The 17,402-nt window shown below is 67.1% G+C and carries 15 protein-coding genes; 6 read left to right on the top strand and 9 right to left on the bottom strand.

Annotated elements, in window-relative coordinates; translation table 11 throughout:
- Window positions 1-166: 166 nt before the first annotated feature.
- Window positions 167-1,495 carry a glycosyltransferase family 2 protein gene (locus FX134_RS04815; RefSeq protein ID WP_080798402.1) on the top strand — a complete coding sequence of 443 codons (1,329 nt, stop codon included), beginning with the start codon at window positions 167-169 and terminating at the stop codon, window positions 1,493-1,495.
- 100 nt (window positions 1,496-1,595) lie between these two features.
- On the opposite strand, the gene FX134_RS04810 is transcribed toward FX134_RS04815, so the two are convergent.
- Both FX134_RS04810 and FX134_RS04805 read right to left on the bottom strand, forming a co-directional pair.
- Window positions 1,596-2,585 carry a type IV toxin-antitoxin system AbiEi family antitoxin domain-containing protein gene (locus FX134_RS04810; RefSeq protein ID WP_080798399.1) on the bottom strand — a complete coding sequence of 330 codons (990 nt, stop codon included), beginning with the start codon at window positions 2,583-2,585 and terminating at the stop codon, window positions 1,596-1,598.
- Between the two features lie 111 nt (window positions 2,586-2,696).
- Window positions 2,697-3,503, bottom strand: a complete 807-nt coding sequence (locus FX134_RS04805) for a ComF family protein (RefSeq protein ID WP_232050842.1) — start codon at window positions 3,501-3,503, stop codon at window positions 2,697-2,699.
- Between the two features lie 589 nt (window positions 3,504-4,092).
- Here FX134_RS04805 and FX134_RS04800 point away from each other — a divergent pair.
- The 3 genes from FX134_RS04800 (at window position 4,093) to larC (ending at window position 6,641) form a co-directional block, all read left to right on the top strand.
- Entirely contained in the window at window positions 4,093-5,082 is a 990-nt protein-coding gene (locus FX134_RS04800; RefSeq protein WP_080798395.1) for a substrate-binding periplasmic protein, read from the top strand.
- A gap of 132 nt (window positions 5,083-5,214) precedes the next feature.
- Entirely contained in the window at window positions 5,215-6,090 is an 876-nt protein-coding gene (larB, locus tag FX134_RS04795) for a nickel pincer cofactor biosynthesis protein LarB (RefSeq protein WP_080798392.1), read from the top strand.
- Window positions 6,087-6,641, top strand: coding sequence for a nickel pincer cofactor biosynthesis protein LarC (larC, locus tag FX134_RS04790; RefSeq protein WP_080798389.1), 555 nt, complete (start codon window positions 6,087-6,089; stop codon window positions 6,639-6,641). The genes larB and larC overlap by 4 nt, the downstream gene beginning before the upstream one ends.
- Window positions 6,642-6,810: 169 nt before the next feature.
- On the opposite strand, the gene FX134_RS04785 is transcribed toward larC, so the two are convergent.
- Both FX134_RS04785 and FX134_RS04780 read right to left on the bottom strand, forming a co-directional pair.
- A complete protein-coding gene (locus FX134_RS04785) occupies window positions 6,811-7,740 on the bottom strand; it encodes a SufB/SufD family protein (protein ID WP_080798385.1) in 930 nt (309 codons plus the stop codon).
- Between the two features lie 69 nt (window positions 7,741-7,809).
- Window positions 7,810-8,586 carry an ABC transporter ATP-binding protein gene (locus tag FX134_RS04780; RefSeq protein ID WP_080798379.1) on the bottom strand — a complete coding sequence of 259 codons (777 nt, stop codon included), beginning with the start codon at window positions 8,584-8,586 and terminating at the stop codon, window positions 7,810-7,812.
- 359 nt (window positions 8,587-8,945) lie between these two features.
- Here FX134_RS04780 and FX134_RS04775 point away from each other — a divergent pair, with 359 nt between their 5' ends.
- Both FX134_RS04775 and FX134_RS04770 read left to right on the top strand, forming a co-directional pair.
- Window positions 8,946-9,230: a prevent-host-death family protein gene (locus FX134_RS04775; protein ID WP_080798376.1), complete on the top strand. Its 285-nt coding sequence runs from the start codon at window positions 8,946-8,948 to the stop codon at window positions 9,228-9,230.
- Window positions 9,220-9,540, top strand: a complete 321-nt coding sequence (locus FX134_RS04770; RefSeq protein ID WP_080798372.1) for a type II toxin-antitoxin system RelE family toxin — start codon at window positions 9,220-9,222, stop codon at window positions 9,538-9,540. Before FX134_RS04775 ends, FX134_RS04770 begins: the two co-directional genes overlap by 11 nt.
- Window positions 9,541-9,594: 54 nt before the next feature.
- Here FX134_RS04770 and FX134_RS04765 read toward each other — a convergent pair whose 3' ends face one another.
- The 5 genes from FX134_RS04765 to FX134_RS04745 all read right to left on the bottom strand — a co-directional run bounded on the left by FX134_RS04765 (window position 9,595) and on the right by FX134_RS04745 (window position 17,289).
- On the bottom strand, window positions 9,595-12,603 hold the full coding sequence (locus FX134_RS04765) for an insulinase family protein (RefSeq protein ID WP_080798369.1): 3,009 nt from the start codon (window positions 12,601-12,603) through the stop codon (window positions 9,595-9,597).
- Between the two features lie 550 nt (window positions 12,604-13,153).
- A complete protein-coding gene (locus tag FX134_RS04760) occupies window positions 13,154-14,197 on the bottom strand; it encodes an ABC transporter ATP-binding protein (protein WP_080798364.1) in 1,044 nt (347 codons plus the stop codon).
- Window positions 14,194-15,321, bottom strand: coding sequence for an ABC transporter ATP-binding protein (locus tag FX134_RS04755; protein ID WP_080798362.1), 1,128 nt, complete (start codon window positions 15,319-15,321; stop codon window positions 14,194-14,196). The genes FX134_RS04760 and FX134_RS04755 overlap by 4 nt, the downstream gene beginning before the upstream one ends.
- A gap of 4 nt (window positions 15,322-15,325) precedes the next feature.
- Complete coding sequence (nikC, locus tag FX134_RS04750; RefSeq protein ID WP_172623390.1) at window positions 15,326-16,264, bottom strand: nickel transporter permease; 939 nt, start codon at window positions 16,262-16,264, stop codon at window positions 15,326-15,328.
- A gap of 5 nt (window positions 16,265-16,269) precedes the next feature.
- The gene (locus FX134_RS04745) at window positions 16,270-17,289 is read right to left on the bottom strand and encodes an ABC transporter permease (protein ID WP_080798357.1); all 1,020 of its coding nucleotides are present in this window, start codon (window positions 17,287-17,289) and stop codon (window positions 16,270-16,272) included.
- Between the last annotated feature and the right edge of the window lie 113 nt (window positions 17,290-17,402).

The raw sequence follows: 17,402 nt of genomic DNA, 5'->3' as shown, positions 1-17,402 counted from the left end.
TCTGCCAAGCTCGAACGCAAGGCCCGCCGCAACGCGCGGCGCGCATGCGCTCGGCGCACCCTCGACGAGAACATGATACGGACCAGGGGGGCGGAAAGCGGCCCCCGGACACGGGTGCGCGCATGGAACGGCCGCGGAAGAAGGGCGGCCCGGCAAAGGAGCGAAGGTGCTAGACCAGTTTTTCTCGCAGATCTCGTTCATAGACGTGTTCAACTTCTGCGTGTTCATCACGTTCACGATCTGCTACACCTACCAGCTGTATTACGTGTTCGTGGTGCTCACGCGCAAGCCGAAGACGCTCGAGGCGAAGAGGAACCACAAGTTCGCCGTCGTGGTGTCGGCGCGCAACGAGAGCGCCGTCATCGGCGACCTCATCCACTCCATCAAGGTGCAGAACTACCCGCAGGAGCTCATCGACGTGTTCGTCATCGCCGACAACTGCACGGACAACACGGCCCAGGTGGCGCGCGAGGCCGGCGCCGTCGTGTTCCCGCGCCACAACGACAAAGAGGTGGGGAAGGGCTACGCGCTCGACTACGGCTTCCAGTGCATCCGCTCGCAGTACGCCGACGCCGGCTACGAGGCCTACTTCGTGTTCGACGCCGACAACGTGCTCGACGTGAACTACTTCCGCGAGATGAACAAGACCTACGACAACGGCGCGAAGGCCTCCACCAGCTACCGCAACTCCAAGAACTACGACTCCAACTGGATCAGCGCCGGCTACGCGGTGTGGTTCCTGCGCGAGGCGAAGTTCCTCAACCAGGCGCGCCTCACGCTGAACACGAGCTGCGCGGTGTCGGGCACGGGCTTCTTCATCGCCGCCGACATCATCGAGCGCCACGGCGGCTGGAAGTGGCACCTGCTCACCGAGGACATCGAGTTCTCCACGAACAGCATCCTGGAGGGCGTGCGCATCAGCTACACGCCCACGGCCATCCTCTACGACGAGCAGCCCATCACGTTCCGCGACTCGTGGAACCAGCGCTTCCGCTGGGCCAAGGGCTTCTACCAGGTGTTCTGGCACTACGGCGCGCGCCTGGCGAAGGGCGTGGTCACCAACCCCAAGGGCTCGCGCTTCGCGTGCTACGACATGCTGATGACCATCGCGCCGGGCATGCTGCTCACCATCGTGAGCGTGCTGTTCAACGGCATCATCATCGCGCTCGCGCTCACCGGCATGATGTCCACGGGCGTGATGATCGCCTCCTCCGTGTCGTCCATCTTCTTCTGCCTGTTCAACTACCTGGTGTTCATGTTCATGTTCGGCGTGCTCACCACGTTCGTCGAGTGGGACTCCATCCGCTCCACCACGGCGAAGAAGGTGCGCTACATGTTCACCTTCCCCATCTTCATGCTCACCTACATCCCCATCGCGCTCGTGGCCCTCGTGCGCAAGTGCAACTGGAAGCCCATCAGGCACAGCATCTCGGTGGACGTCGCCGAGCTCTCCGACGCCGCCAGCGCCAAGCAGCAGCGCGAGCGCATCCTGTAGAAGCGCCCCTACGACGGCGGGCCCCAGGCGGGTCCGCCGTTTTTGCGCGCGCGGCAGCGATCTTCGCTCCTAAAACACGCCTCACGCGCTGAGGCGTGTTTTAGGAGCGAAGATCTGGTTTAGGCCCTCTCTTTCTCCGGGGAATCCCGTAATTGTCGAGCAGCGTTTCGAAGCGTTTCGCATCCATCACATCCTTGTAGGAGAACCGCACGATGGGCATGCCGTACAGCGTGAGCTGCGACTCCCGGTGCTGCTCGTCCGCGAGCACGCGAAGGGGCGCGCGGCCGCCCCGCATCGCGGCGTCCTCGTACTTCTGCATCCCGTCGAATTCCCCGATGACCATGCTGCCATCCAAGCGGGTCCACAAGAAGTCGACGCGGAAGGTGCGCCCCGGGCTCATAGGCTGCCGGAAAGGCACTTGGAGTTCGGGGAGCGCGAATCCCAGCTCGATCATCGCGGCTCGCGCGATGGACTCGCCCGCGCTTTCGCTGCGGGCATCGGCGCAATGCATCGTCTTAATGGCGTGGCGGAACCCTGCAAGGCCGCTGCCGATCTGCATGAAACGCGACGCGAACGTGCTCGACCCCATCCCGGTAAGCCGCAGGGCGCCATCTGCCGTTGCGAGCGCTTGCTTGAAATCCGAAGTGCGCATGCAATCGAACACGGTGCGCGTCAGGGAGGTGACGCGAAGGCCTCCCGCTTCGATCGCCCGGTCGTTTTCCACTATATGCCAGCGAATCGCCCCGCACGTCGCGTTTCGATTCCTTTGCGATGTGATCACGTGCACGTTGTCCAGTCGATCGAGCGTGACCGGCAGACCGTATGCGAGCGCGGCGGATTCGTGGCAGAACACCCAATCGGGGTGAAGCTCCTGCAGCGATCTCATCTTGTGAAGCGCCCGTTCGCGCCTTGGCAGCGCGTTCCAGTACGAGGCGCGCGCGTAAGCCCCTCGCACCGGGCGCACGGCCTTGCCGCGCTCCACTTGCCGCCGCATGCTTTCGCGGATGCGCGTGTCGGACGGCACCACGCATGTCCCCCTGCTTTCGGCCTGCGAGAAGAGAAGCGCCATCTCCCCGTCGTTGGTTTTCATCGTAGCATCACCGCCCTTTCTGCCGGTTTCGAAGCTCGTAGGGAGCATTTTCGCTCCTAAAACACGCCTCACGCGCTGAGGCGTGTTTTAGGAGCGAAGATCTCCTTGCCCTCACCAGACGCGGGCGAACGTCAGGCCGTATACCCGCCGCGCGCCCGCCGCGCGCACGGCCTGGGTGGCGGCGAAGAGCGTCGAGCCCGTGGTGTACACGTCGTCCACGATGATCGCCGCCTCGGGCGCGTCCGCTCCCGGCAGCGCGAGGAAGCGGCCCTCCATGTTGGCGATGCGGCCGCGCCGGGCGAGCGCGCGCTGGTCGCGGCTGCGCGGGCGCGCGAGCAGGGGAGCGACGTCCAGCCCCAGGCGCTCGGCCGTCGCGCGCGCCAGGTCCGCCCCGTGATCGAACCCGCGCCGCCGAAGCGCCGCCGACGTGGCCGGCACCGGCACGACCGCCGGCCGCCCTTCGAGCCACGCCGGCACCGCGACGAGCGCCATGAGCCCGGCCATCTCCTCGACGAGCCGACGCTCGCTCGAATCCTTCCACGTGCGCACCACGCGCGCCGCGTCGTCGCCGTACACCACCGCGCTCGCGCAGCCGTCGAAGGGCGGCTCGTCCAGGCCCGACGCGCCCAGCACGACGGGGTTGCACTCGCTGCACTGCACGCGCCCGAACGGCGCGCCGCAGCGGGGGCAGGCGCGCCACCAGTCGAGGTGGGGAAGCATCATGCGGCAGCGGGCGCAGAGCACCTCCCCGGGCTCGTCGCACACGGCGCAGCGCGTGGGCCACAGCGTCTCGGCCACGGCCTCGGCGGCGGCGCGCCCGTAGAGCCCGGCTTCGCGCCGCACGCGTCCGAGCACCGGACGGGCGGGCGCGGGGGATCGGGTTGCTCTTTCGAGGACGGCGGCCATGGAAGGGAGCATAGCACGGCGCTTCCAGCGCATCCCAAGCCGCGTTCCAGCGCATCGCCGCCCCGATCCAGCGCGAATCCAGCGCGCGCCCGACGCGCTTCCATCCAAAATCCAGCGCGGATCAAGCGCATTTCCAGCGTAGATCAAGCAGAAATCAAGCGCGAACGTAGCGCCCCTGCTGAAATCCCTCGTCGAGCGCGTGAGCGCACGCTGCTCGCCGGCGGGGAGGCGGCCGCGTAAGACGCTCGACTTGTGGGGGCCCGGCGGCGTTCGCGCAGATTCCGCGCGTGCGCTTCCGGGCCTTTTCATGTTCTGATACACTTGACGGTGCTTCTTTCGAGTCTGTAGTTGCGGGTGAGAACCCTAGTCCACGGCAGATGCGGTCGAAAGGACCCACGTAAGCCGCGCGTCCGCGCGCGACGATCATGGCGTATCCTAGAGGTAAGCCGCACCGCCCGTATACATGAAGCGGTATACCGCCGCGACGGGCGAGAGGGCACGGGCGCAAGCTCCGCCCCGGTGCGCGAGTGTGGGGGCAAAGACTAGGTCAGTCGGAAGAAGCGCACGAGAGAGAAACGCGGCTTAGGGAGGCCCATCGGATATGAAGCGTATGAAGAGGCTCGCGACCTGCGGTTTGGCGGTTGTGTGCGCGGCGGCTCTGCTCGCTGTGCTGGCAGGATGCTCGTCGAAGGAGGGCTATGTTCCGCCCGAGAAGGAGCCCACGCTCTCCTCGCCGACCATCGGCAAGGACGGCACGCTGCGCGTCGGCGTGAACGCGGACAGCGCGCCTTTGGCCGGGCAGCCCAACAGCTCCTCCAAGATCATCGGCATCGACGTGGACATCGCCGCCGCGCTGGCGGACAGCTTCGGGTTGAAGCTCGAGATCGTGGACGTGGGCGCCGATCCCGCGGCCGCGCTCACGGAGGAGCGCGTCGACATCGTGCTCGGCATCGACAAGTCCGACACCGAGGCGACGTTCTGGAAATCCGAGGCCTACCTGCCCACGGGCGTGGCCCTGTTCGCGGCTACGGCGGACGCTGCAGTGCCGACGAACGCCACGGCCCCCGCGATCGCCGCGCAGGTGTCCTCGAAGAGCGCCTGGGCCGTGACCAACGAGTTCGACCAGGGCGCCATCACCACCACCGACGACCTGAAGGGCGCGTTCGCCGCGCTTGAGTCCGGTCAGGTGCAGTACGTGGCGGCCGACGCCGTCATCGGCGCCTACGCCGCACACAACGCCGGCGACGAGGTGCACGTCGTGGCGCTCATGCAGCAGCCGAGCGGCTACTGCGCCGGCGTACTCGACAGCAAGGCCGACCTCAAGCAGGCGGTGTCCGACGCGCTCGCCACGCTCACCGGCAACGGCATCATCTCGGTCATCGAGACGAAGTGGCTCGGCATCGCGCTCGACCTGTCGACGGTGCCGCTCACCGAGGGCGCGACGGCGAACAAGGCCGCTGCTACCGCCGAGCCGCCTGCGACGCCTGCGGCGGAGGGCGACGCCGCTGCGGAAGGCGAAGGCAAGACGCCTGCCGAGAGCGAGCTCGAGGCCGGCGGCAACGCGGTGCAGCCGGAAGACGTCGCCGTGTAAGGACCTTGCAAGAGGGAGTCGAGGGGCCGGGGCGCGCGTTCGCGTTCCGGCCTTTTTCTTCTTGACTTGGAGCGCGCTCCAAGTGGTTCAATGGTCGGGCACGGCGAATCGGAGACGACGGAGAGGGCGAACATGGAGCAACGAGAGCTGCGCGAGCTGCTCGAGCGGGTGGCTGCGGGCGAGGAGCCAGTGGAGGAGGCCGAGCGGGCCCTGCGCGTGGCGCCGTTCACGGAGCTCGGCTACGCCACGGTGGACCATCATCGCGGCGTGAGGCAGGGCGTGTCGGAGGTGTTGTACGGCGCGGGCAAGACGGCCGAGCAGATCGCCGGCATCTGCCGCGCGCTCGTGGAGGGCGGGCAGGAGCGCGTCCTCGTCACGCGCCTCGACGCCGACAAAGCCGCCGAGGTGGAGCGCCTGCTCGCGGCCCCCTGTCATCCTGAGCGGAGCGGTGAAGCCTGCACCCCCTGTCATCCTGAGCGGAGCGGCGAAGCCGCGGAGTCGAAGGATCCCGTGCGGCGCCAGCCGTTCCCCCTCCCGTTCTCATATCGCGAGCTGCCGCGCCTCGGCATCCTGGGGGAGGCTCCCGCGCCCGACGGCAACGGCTCCGTGGTGATCGCGGCGGCCGGCACGAGCGACCTTCCCGTGGCCGAGGAGGCCGCCGTGACCGCCGAGATGCTCGGCAACGACGTCGTGCGCCTCTACGACGTGGGCGTGGCCGGCATCCACCGGCTGCTCGCGCACGCGGACGACATCGCGGCCGCGAGCGTGGTGGTGGCCGTGGCCGGCATGGAGGGCGCGCTTGCCAGCGTGGTGGGCGGGCTCGCATCGTGCCCGGTCATCGCCGTACCCACGAGCGTCGGCTACGGCGCGAGCTTCGGCGGCGTGGCGGCGCTGCTGGCCATGCTCAACTCCTGCGCCTCGGGCGTGTCCGTCGTGAACATCGACAACGGCTTCGGTGCGGGCTACCAGGCGCACCTCATCAACCATGTGAAAGCGAGGACGGCATGACGGTTCTGCACTGGGATCTGAGGGAGTCGGCCACGCGGGCGGCGCTGCTCGAGCAGACGCTCGCGGCGCTCCCGGCTGAAGCGCGCGAGCGCGTGGAGGCGGCGGCTGCGGCGGCGGGCGTGCCCGAGGGGCATCATCACGACCTGGGCGAGGTGCTCGCCACCATCGACGCTCTCGCGGCGAGCAGCCGCGTGAAGGACGACCTGCGCGGCGTCTACCGCATCCTCGCCGAGGCTGAGGCGGCGGCGCACGGCTGCGCGGTGGAGGAGACGCACTTCCACGAGGTGGGAAACGGCGCCGGCATCGCGAATGCGTTGCGCCTCTGCCTGGCCGTGGAGGCCGCCGATCCCGACGAGATCGTCGCCACGCGCGTGCAGACGGGTTGCGGAACCGTGCAGTGCGCCCACGGCGAGCTTCCCATCCCCGCGCCCGCGACGGCCGCTATCATCGCGCGCGGCATCCCCGTCTGCGAACATACGCTTCCCGGCGAGCGCTGCACCCCCACGAGCGCCGCCCTCATCCTCCACTTCGCCAACCGCTTCGAGGCGTAGCCTCTCGCGACACGAAATGCCCGGATTTTCACAAGTTGTGACGGTTCTGCGCGGCAAAACAAGGAGTTTTGAGGGCGAACGGCCGCTTTCGACAACCAGGGGCTTCGCTCCGCTCAGGATGACAAACGAAAAACGCCCGCGCATCCAGGGGATGGGCGGGCGTTCGGAGCTAGTTGAGGAAGTCTTCCAGGATCTCCTGCTCGGCTTCCTCCTCGGTGAGGCCGAGCGTCATGAGCTTCACGATCTGGTCGCCGGCTATCTTGCCGATGGCGGCCTCGTGCACCAGCAGCGCGTCCTCGCTGGCGGCCTCGATGCCGGGGATGGCCGTCACCTTCGCCGTGCCCATGATGATGGCGTCGCACTGCACGTGCCCGCGGCACGCCGCCTCGCCGATGACGAGCGGGTTGAACACCTGCTTCGAGTTGTCCTGCGCCACCGAGCGCGAGATCACCTGCACGCTTGAGTCGTCGCCCTTGAGCTCGATCTTCATGTTCGACGTGGCCACCTGGTCGTCGTGCGTGAGTAGCTTCTCGGTGAGCACCAGCTTCGCGTTCGCGCCGAGCTCCGCGTTCGTGTCGCGCACGGTGGACGACACGCCGCGCAGCTGCGTGAGCTCCATCTCGCAGCTCGAGTTCTCCTCCATCACCACGTTGGTCACGGGGTTGAGGATGCGCTCGCCGGTGCCAGTGCCCTCGCCGTAGTGCTTCTCCACGTACTTCACGTGGGAGTTCTTGCCGCAGTAGAACGTGTGGATGCCGTCGTGCTCGGAGGCCTGGTGGCTCTCGTTGTGGATGCCGCAGCCGGCCACGATGGTCACGTCGCAGTCGTCCTCGATGTAGAACGTGTTGTACACGACGTCCTTGAGGCCCGCCTGCGTCACGATGACGGGGATGTACACCGTCTCGCCGCGCGTGCCGGCTTTGATGCGGATGTCGATGCCGGGGTGGTCGGTCTTGGTGGATATCTCGATGTTCGCGGACGAGTGGCGCTCGACGAGCTGGCCGTCCTTGCGGATGTTGAACGCGCCTTTCGGCATGCCGTGGATGTTCGCTATCTCGGCGAGCAGGCTCTCGTCGATGGGGGACAGGTCGACAGCCATGGGTGGCCTCCTTCTTCGGATGTGCGGGCGGCGGAATGTTTCACGTGAAACATCCGTTCGCAGCGCGGGTTAGCAGGTGGTGGGGATCTCGGTGAGGTGCAGCTCGGGCGGCTCGGTGAACGTGCAGCCGGGGATGCCCTTCGCCACGAAGCCGAGCTTGGGCATGAGCTCCTCGGGCGTGCCCGTCTCGGCCACGCGGCCCTCGCGCAGCAGCACGATCTCGTCGGCCAGCTGGATGATGCGCTCCTGGTGCGAGATGATCACGATGGAGCGGCCGTCGCGCGCCTCGTGGATGTCGCGGAACGTCTCGGTCAGGCGGTCGAAGCTCCACAGGTCGATGCCGGCCTCGGGCTCGTCGTAGATGGCGAGCTTCGGGTCGCGCGCGAGGATGGTGGCGATCTCGATGCGCTTCACCTCACCGCCGGAGAGGTTCTTGTCCACCTCGCGGGTGAGGTAGTTCGCCGAGCACAGGCCCACGCGCGCCAGGTACTCGTTGCACGACAGCATCGGCAGCTTCTTGCCGGCGGCGATGTCGAGGAGCTTCTTCACCTTCATGCCCTTGAAGCGGGCGGGCTGCTGGAAGCCGTAGCCGATGCCCTTGTTCGCGCGCTCGGAGATGGTAAGCTCGGTGATGTCCTCGCCGTCGAACAGGATCTGGCCGCTCGTGGGGCGCTCGACGCCCATGATGAGCTTGGCGAGCGTGGACTTGCCGCCGCCGTTCGGGCCTGTGATCACGGTGAAGCGGTCGTCGGGGATGGTGAGCGTGAGGTCGTCGATGATGCGCTTCGTCTCCTTCGAGCCCTCGGCGATGGGCACCTCGAAGGTGAGGTTCTTGAGTTCGAGCATGATGTGCGGTCTCCGTATCCTTCTCGTCTATTTGATACTCTATTACTATCATTTATGCCGCGCTTCGTCAAGCGCGGCCGCATGCGCGTCGGGCGGCGTGTTCGTCCCGGCTGCGGACGGCAGAGGCGGCCCCCGAAACCCCCTGCGCATGCGCTCGGTTCCAACCGCTTATTCTAGCTCAAACCCGCGCCCCTGCGCCCCCGAATCGCCGCATTTGTGCGCCCGCCCCGAGCGCCGGTGCCCGTACAAATGTTTCACGTGAAACGTCGGCGCGCCTTTCATGCGATTCCCCGCTGGAAATCACACTTTGAGCATAGTATACTGTGAGAATTATCAGCGTACGCGCAAAGGAGCCCAGCATGGCAGCACCGATTATCCGTTCGTCCACCGACATCCGACGCGACTACAACGCCATCGAATCGCTCGCCAAGGAGACCGGCAAGCCTATCTACCTTACGAAGAACGGTCGCGCGTCCCTCGTGGTCATGGACGCGGCCGCGTTCGATTACGACCAGTACGTGGGCCTGCTCATCGACGAGGCCGTCGAGCACAACAAGAGGCACCCGCAAACGTACAACCTCGAGGAAGCGAAAGCGGAGCTCGACCGCCTCGTCGAAGAGGAGCTGAAGAACCATGGACTATGAGGTTGAATTCGAGCACAGCGCCCTTCTCGATCTGAAGCAGTCGACGTTCTATGAGGTGCAGTTCACGTTCTCGGTTGAACGTTCGAAAGAAAGAATGCACGAGGTCATGGAGCGAACGGTTCAGGCTCTTTCTGCACTCCCCGCGCGCAACTCCGAGAAAGCGTATGGATTCACCGAGACGCTGCGCCGGAAGCTCGTGGTGGGGAAGTACGCGGCGTTCTACTGGATCGATGAGGAGTCGAGCGTCGTGCACGTCGAGCGCATCCTTCATTCGAAAGCCGATTTCAGCCGCATCCACTTCGGGAATTGAAACGGCCCCCGGTGCGTAGGGCGCCGGGGGCCGTCGGACGCGAGGGGCCGTCCGTTACTCGGCTAGCAGGTCCACTACGTCGAGGTCGGTCGCGGCACCCTCGATGATGTCGCGGTTGCCGAACACGCAGACGGCCTGCGCCTGCACGGCGTCGGCCACCGGGGCCGCGAGCGCGCGCACGGCGGCCGCGTCGGCCTCCACGATCTCCTGGCGCGTCCGCAGGCGGCTCTCGGGCGTGCGCCCGCCGAAGAAGTCGCCGTCCTGGCGGCGCACGAGCATCCGCGCCTTAAGCGGCGTGTCGAAGCCCGCCGCCGTGCTCACCACGTAGCCGTCCATCGCGTCGGGGTCGGGGTCGAACGCGGCCAGCCATGCCGAGGCGCCGGCGAAGCGCGCCAGCGTCTCGTCGAGGTGCGGGTCGCGGTACGAGTAGAAGCGCAGGGTGCCCGTGCGCGCCGCCTGGAAGCCCGCCCCGTACGCGCCGCCCTTCACGCGCACCTCGTTCCACAGGTAGTCGTAGGAGAGCGCCTTGGCGGCCACCTGCCACGCCCCCGTGTAGGGCGCGCCGAACGCGCGGCGGTCGAAGCCCTGCGCGGCGTAGCACACGTCGGTGGGCACGACGAAGGCCTCGTTGCGCACGACAGGCGCGGGCACGACGAGCCGCGCCTCGCCGCCGCCCTCGCCCTCGCGGCCCAAGACGCCGCCGGCCTCCCAGAAGCGCGCGTAGTCCTCGTCCGAGCCGGTGAAGCTCACCACGGCGCCGTCGTCGCAGAACAGGCGCCGCGCCAGGTCCTCGAGCTTTGCGGACAGCTCGTCCGCGCGCTCGTCGAAGCAAGCCAGCAGGCCCTTCAGGAACCGGTAGAATCCGACGCCGCCCAGCTGCTCGCGCACCACGCCGGCCGGCAGGTAGTACGACGACAGGCGGGCCATGGCGCTCGTGTGGCCCGCCGAGGCGAAGCCCTGCTCCATGGCGATGCGGCGCTGCTGCAGCACGTCTCTGATCTTGCCCGTGTCGGAGAAGTCCGTCTCCAGCATCACCTCGCGCGGCAGCCCGGCCAGCCAGTCGATGTTCTCCGAGAGCGCGCTCGCGCTGGCTACGAGCTTCGGCGCCAGGGCCTCCGGGTCGTCGGCGTCCTCGTAGATCTCGGCGAAGAACGAGAGGTTGCCCAGCTTGCCGTTCATGAGCGTGTCCAGCTCCGAGGCGCTGCGGCGCGCGGTGCCCAGCTTGCCCAGCACGAGCCCGAGCACGGCGACGTAGGGCAGCTCCTCGAACGGGATGCGCGCCAGATCGAAGTAGCGGTACGCGTAGGCGATGCCGCGCGTGGGCGCGTCGTGGCGCAGGCACGGCACGGGGGCGTCCGGCACCAGGCCGTATGCGGGCTCCTCGGGCGCCGCGCCGATGTCGGCCACGGAAAGGCGCGGCAGGGTGGCCAGCGCCTCGGGCGAGTCGGGCTCTGTCTGCAAGCGGCGCAGCTCGGCCTCCTCGTCGGCCACGCGGGCGAAGTCGTCCGGGTCCATGGCCGCCTCGGCCGCCGCCAGGCGCTCCTCCTCGAAGGCCTCCTCGTCGCCGTCCACGGGCCGCACCTCCACCTGGGCGCAGTGGCTGTTTTCCAAGAACAGCTCGCGCGCCAGGTCGTCGAAGTAGCCCTCGTCCAGCACCCCGCGCAGAAACGCGAAGTCATCCTCGTACTTCAGGTAGGATGTGGCCAGATCGTCGTCGTAGAGCCAGCCCGACAGCGCCGTCATGGAAAGCACCACGCCGTCGGCCGTGCCGAAGTCGTGCTCGCGCATGACGAACTCGGCCTTCGACAGCGACGCCTCCAGAAGCGCCGGGTCGATGCCCTGCTCCAGAAGGTCGCGCACGGCGTCCTCGAACGCGGGGCGGAAGCGCTCCATCGCGCCCTCGGCCAGGCCGCGCAGCTGCACCACGGCGAACGGCTGCAGCACCGACGTCTCCAGGTAGGCCTCCACGTCGTCGGCCAGCCGCGCGTCCAAGAGCGCGCGCTTGAGCGGGGCTTCGTTCGAGCCCATGAGCGCGTCCACCAGGATGTCGGCCGCCACGGCGCGCCGGCGGTCGGCCACGGGGCCCACCACGAAGGCCAGGCCCGCGCACGCGTTCTCCGGCGCGGTGACCATGGTGCGCACCACGTCGAGGTTCTTCACCGGCGCCTGCGCTTCCAGCGTGCGGGGCTCAAGCGGCGCCTCGCCGTTGTGCGCCCGCGCCTGGTCGCGCGCAGCCTCCTCGTCGGCCACGGGGGAGAGGTAGGCCTCGTCGAGGAACGCCAGCATGCGGTCGATATCCAGGTTGCCGTACAGCGTGAGGTAGCTGTTGTTCAGGCGGTAGTGGCGCGCGTGCTCGTCCAGGAACTGCTCGTAGGTGAGGTCGGGGATGGCGCGCGGCGTACCGCCCGACTCGAAGCGGTAGGCCGTGTCGGGGAAGAGCGCCGCCGCCAGCGCGTCGTAGAGCACCGAATTCGGGTCGGACAGCGCGCCCTTCATCTCGTTGTACACCACGCCGTTGAGCGTAAGGCGCGCGCTGCCGTCCGCCGCCTCGGTGGCGGCCACCATGTCGCCCGCGATGGAATCGCCCGCATCGGCCTCCACGTCGGCCGCCAGCTCGTAGTGCCAGCCCTCCTGCTCGAAGATGGCGCGCTTGCGATAGATCGCCGGGTGCAGCACCGCGTCCAGGTACACGTCCGTGAGGTTCATGAGGTCCTGGTCGTTGGTGCTGGCCACGGGATACATCGTCTTGTCGGGGAACGTCATGGCGTTCAGGAACGTCTGCATGCTGCTCTTCAGCAAGTCCACGAACGGCTCCTTCACGGGGAACTTGTCGCTTCCGCACAGCACCGAGTGCTCCAGGATGTGGAACACGCCCGTGTCGTCGGCCGGCGGGGTCTTGAACGCGATGGAGAACGCCTTGTTGGCGTCGTCGTTGGCCATATACAGCAGCTGCGCGCCGCTCTTGTCGTGGTCGAGCACGTAGGCGGTGCCGTCGATCTCCGGCAGCTCCTCGCGCGTGCGCACGGTGAACCCGTGCAGCTTCTGTTGGGGCGTGAGATCCATATGCCTTGCCTTTCGTCGGATGCCTGTTTTCGATCGGGGAGGGCGTGCCAGAGTCTGAGATGTGGGTAGAGCGGTTCGCAGAGCAACGCCTCGCGCCTGGCCCTGGGCTTCTTGTTTTTTTGAACCTTGCGGCCCCCCCCATCATCCACCCCTAACCCTTCGTCGGCGGCGTCAGTTGTGTATAAGAGCCAGGGGTAATCGTCTCATCCACAGCGAGATAGCGCGACCGCCGCTTCGGCCCCGCAGGGCGCGCCGCCCTGCGATAGATGCCCGATGCACGATTTTGCAGCCGGATTGGCAATTTGGAACGCATATGCACCCGTTCCTAGGTGCATCGGATTTCGCCATCAGGCGTTTTCCTCAGAAGCTCGGCATCAGAGGTGCCCGGACGGGCGATTTCCAGTGCATATTCGCTCCGTTTTGCCAAAACCCTCGATTTTTTCTGCACCGACCCCAGAGCGATGACATTACCCCCGTCCTGCGTCCCCCTGTCACGCCCTGCGTCATAAAGAAAGGGCCCTCCGTTGCGGGGAGGGCCCTTGGGGGTTGCTTAGATCTTCGCCGTGCCGGGGCCGCCTTCGTCGTAGCGGTGGCAGGCCACGCAGTGGTCGGGCTTCACCTCCACGAGCGGGGGCATCACCTCGTCGCAGCCCTCGACTTTCGCGAAGCAGCGGCCGGCGAAGCGGCAGCCTGCCGGCGGGTCGATGGGCGAGGGCACGTCGCCTTCCAGGATGATGCGCTCGCGCTTCGTGGCCGGGTCGACCGACGGGATGGCCGAGAGCAGCGCCTGCGTGTAGGGCGACAGCGGATCGGCGTAGAGCGACTTCTTCGGCGCGATCTCCATCATCTTGCCCAGATACATGACGCCCACGCGGTCGGACACGTGCTTCACCACGTTCAGGCCGTGCGCGATGAACAGGTACGTGAGCCCGAACTGCTCTTTGAGCTCGTCGAGCAGGTTCAGCACCTGCGCCTGGATGGACACGTCGAGCGCGCTCACCGGCTCGTCGCACACGATGAGCTTCGGGTTCACCGCCAGGGCGCGCGCGATGCCCACGCGCTGGCGCTGGCCGCCGGAGAACTCATGCGGGTAGCGGTTGCGCATGTAGTTGGCCAGGCCCACGCATTCCAGGAGGTCGTTCACGCGGTCCTCCACCTGGTCCTTCGGCAGGATGTTGTTCGTGATGATGGGCTCGGCGATGATGTCGCCCACGCGCATGCGGGGGTTGAGCGACGCGTAGGGATCCTGGAAGATCAGCTGGATGTCCTTGCAGTAGCGCTTGCGTTCGGCCTGCTTCATGGCCGTGAGGTCGTGCCCGTCGAACACGATGGTGCCCGACGTGGGCCGAAGCAGGTTCACCAGCATCTTGCCCACGGTGGTCTTGCCGCAGCCCGACTCGCCCACCAGGCCGAACGCCTCGCCGCGGCGGATCTGGAAGCTCACGTCGTCCACGGCCTGCACGTAGGACGTGGCGCGGCCGAAGAAGTTCGTCTCGGCGGCGAAGCGCTTCGTGAGGTGCTGGACGTCGAGCAGGATATCCTGCTCGGGCGCGTCCGCCTGCGCGGATGCGCCGGCTGCGATGTTCTCGCTCATCGTATCGCCTCCTCGTTCTTCTCGAGCTCCTCTATCTCTGCCTCGCGGATCTCCTCGGCGGCCAGCAGCGCCTCGGCGGTCTCCACCTCGCGCGCGGCCTCCGCGTCGGCGTGCGCCTCGGCCTCGGCGGCCGCGATGGCGGAAGCGCCCTTGACCTCGCCCTCGGCATCCTCGTACAAGAAGCAGCGCACCTTGTGGCCGCCCACGTCCACGATGTCGGGCATCTTCTGGCGGCAGATGTCCATGCACGAGTCGCACCGGTCGGAGAAGTGGCAGCCCGGCGGCATCTCGAGGGGGTTGGGCACCATGCCCTTGATCATGTACAGGCGCTTCGAGTCGTCGTCCTCGAGGCGCGGGATGGACTTCAGCAGGCCCAGCGTGTAGGGATGCATCGGGTGGTCGAAGAGCGTGCGCACTTCGGCCTCCTCCACCACCTGGCCGCAGTACATGACCACCACGCGGTCGGCCGTCTCGCTCACCACGCCCAGATCGTGCGTGATCAAGAGCACCGCCATGCCCGTGTCGTCGCGCAGGCGGCGCAGCAGGTCGAGGATCTGCGCCTGGATGGTCACGTCGAGGGCCGTGGTGGGCTCGTCGGCGATCAAGAGCTTCGGGTTGCAGGCCAGCGCCATGGCGATCATGACGCGCTGGCGCATGCCGCCCGACATCTGGTGCGGGTAGTCGTCGATGCGCGCCTCGGGACTGGGGATGCCCACCTTGCGCAAAAGGTCGATCGCGCGCTCGCGGGCGTCCTTCTTCGACACCTTCTCGTGCGTGCGGATGGCCTCGACTATCTGGTTGCCCACGCGGTACACCGGGTTCAGCGACGTCATGGGCTCCTGGAAGATCATGGCCATGTCGTTGCCGCGCAGCTCGCGGTACTCCCGCTCGGACAGGCCCACGAGGTCGCGGCCCTGGAACTCTATCACGCCGCCGGACACGTGCCCCGGCTCGGCCAAGAGGCCCATCACCGACAGGCTGGTCACCGACTTGCCGGAGCCCGACTCGCCGACGATGGCCAGGATCTCGCCCTCGTCCACCTGGAAGCTCACGCCCTCGACGGCGTGCACGACGCCCTTCTTCAGCGGGAAGTCGGTGCAGAGGTTTCTCACCGATAGCAGCATGGGATCACCTCTTCCTTGCTTTGGGATCGAGGCCGTCGCGGATGCCGTCGCCCAGCAGGTTGAACGCGAGCACGGTGAGCGTGATGGCCAGGCCGGGGAAGATCATGAGCCACGGCGCGCGGAACAGCTCGTTGCGCCCGCGGCCCAGCATGTCGCCCCACTCCGCGTCGGGCGGCTGGACGCCCAGGCCCAGGAAGCCGAGCGCGGCGGCGTCGAGGATGGCCGTGGAGATGCCGAGCGTCGCGCGCACGATGATGGACGGCAGGACGTTGGGCAGCACGTGCCGGAACACGATCTTGGCGTTGGAGTCGCCGATGACGCGTGCGGCGGCCACGTAGTCGTTCTCCTTGATGGAGAGTATCTCCGAGCGCACGATGCGCGCGTACTCGGGGATGGACACGAGTCCGATGGCCACGACCGCCTTCTCGATGCCGGGCCCGAGGGCCGCCATGATGGCGATGGCCAGAAGGATGGACGGGATGGCCAGCATCATGTCCATGACGCGCATGATGACGGTGTCGGTCTTGCCGCCCTTGTAGCCGGCGATGGAGCCCAGAAGCACGCCCACGGTGAGCGAGATGGCCACGGCGGCCAGGCCCACGGTCAGCGTGATCTGCGTGCCCACGAGCACGCGGCTGAAGATGTCGCGGCCTTGGATGTCGGTGCCGAACCAGTGCGCCGCGCTCGGCCCCACCAGCGACTCGCCCAGGTTCTGCGCGTACGGGTCGTACGGCAGCACCTGCGGGAACAGCTTCGTCACGATGGCGATGGCCGCCAGGATGAGGATGAAGATCGCGCTCACGAGCGACGCCTTGTTGGACACGATGCCCGCCACCACGTCGCGCCACACGCTGACGCGCTTCTCCTTGGCGGCCGGCTGGCCGTTCAGCACGACTCCGTCGGCGCCGGCCGGCTCTGCGGCCAGCTGCTTTCTCTTCGCCATGCGGATCACCCCTCTTCCTTCGCGCCGTACTTGATGCGGGGATCGAGGTAGGCGTACACGATGTCGACGACCAGGTTCATGATGACGAAGATGACCGCCACCAGAAGCACGATGCCCTGCACCACGGGGAAGTCGCTCTTCAGCACGCAGTCCACGGCGAACTTGCCGATGCCCGGCCACGCGAACACCGTCTCGGTGAGGAGCGCGCCGCCGAGGAGGCTGCCGAACTGAAGCCCGATGACCGTGGAGATGGGCAGCATGGCGTTGCGCAGCGCGTGCTTGACGTTCACGGTGCCCTTCTTCAGGCCCTTCGCGCGCGCCGTGCGGATGTAGTCGGCGTTCAGGGTCTCGAGCATGCTCGAGCGCGTCATGCGCGTGATGATGGCCATGGAGTACAGCGACAGCGCCACGGTGGGCAGGATGAGGTGCACGAGCACGTCGCCGAGCGCCGCCCAGTTGCCCTGCATGATGGTGTCGATGATGAAGAAGCCCGTCCCTCCGGTGGGTTGCAGAAGCGGCGTGACGCGGCCGCTCGAGGGCAGCACGTGCAGGATGCCCGCGAACAGCAGGATGAGCAGGATGCCCGACCAGAAGATGGGCATCGACACGCCCACGAGGGCCACCACCATGCTCACGTTGTCGGCCAGCTTGTTCTTCTTCACCGCCGCCAAGACGCCCAGCGCGACGCCCAGAAGCGACGCCACGATGATGGCGCAGATGGCGAGCTCGGCCGTGGCGGGGAAGCGCGCGGCGATCTCGGAGGTGACCGGCTGGTGGGTGTAGTACGAGGTGCCGAGGTCGCCCTGCACGGCGCCCACGACGAAGTTGACGTACTGCAGCCAGATGGGATCGTCCAGCCCGTTGTCCGCCCGCCAGACGGCCATCGCCTCAGGAGTGGCGTGCTCGCCCAGAACCACCGGAGCCGGGTCCGGGGCCAACACGCGCGTGATCATGAAGATGATGACGGTCACGCCCAGCAAGACGGGAATCACCATGAGGATTCGTTTGAGGATGTATTTGAGCAATGGCTGCTCCTTTCTTGCGGAAAAGATGCATGACAGTGTAGCGCATGCATTGCCGATTAGCGGCTAGAAAACGTCGCTGGGCGGCGATAGAACCCAAAACGGGGCCGCTCGTG

It is taken from the genome of Arabiibacter massiliensis, from assembly GCF_902386925.1.
Lineage (GTDB): Bacteria > Actinomycetota > Coriobacteriia > Coriobacteriales > Eggerthellaceae > Arabiibacter > Arabiibacter massiliensis.
This window is presented reverse-complemented; position numbering and strand designations above follow the sequence as displayed.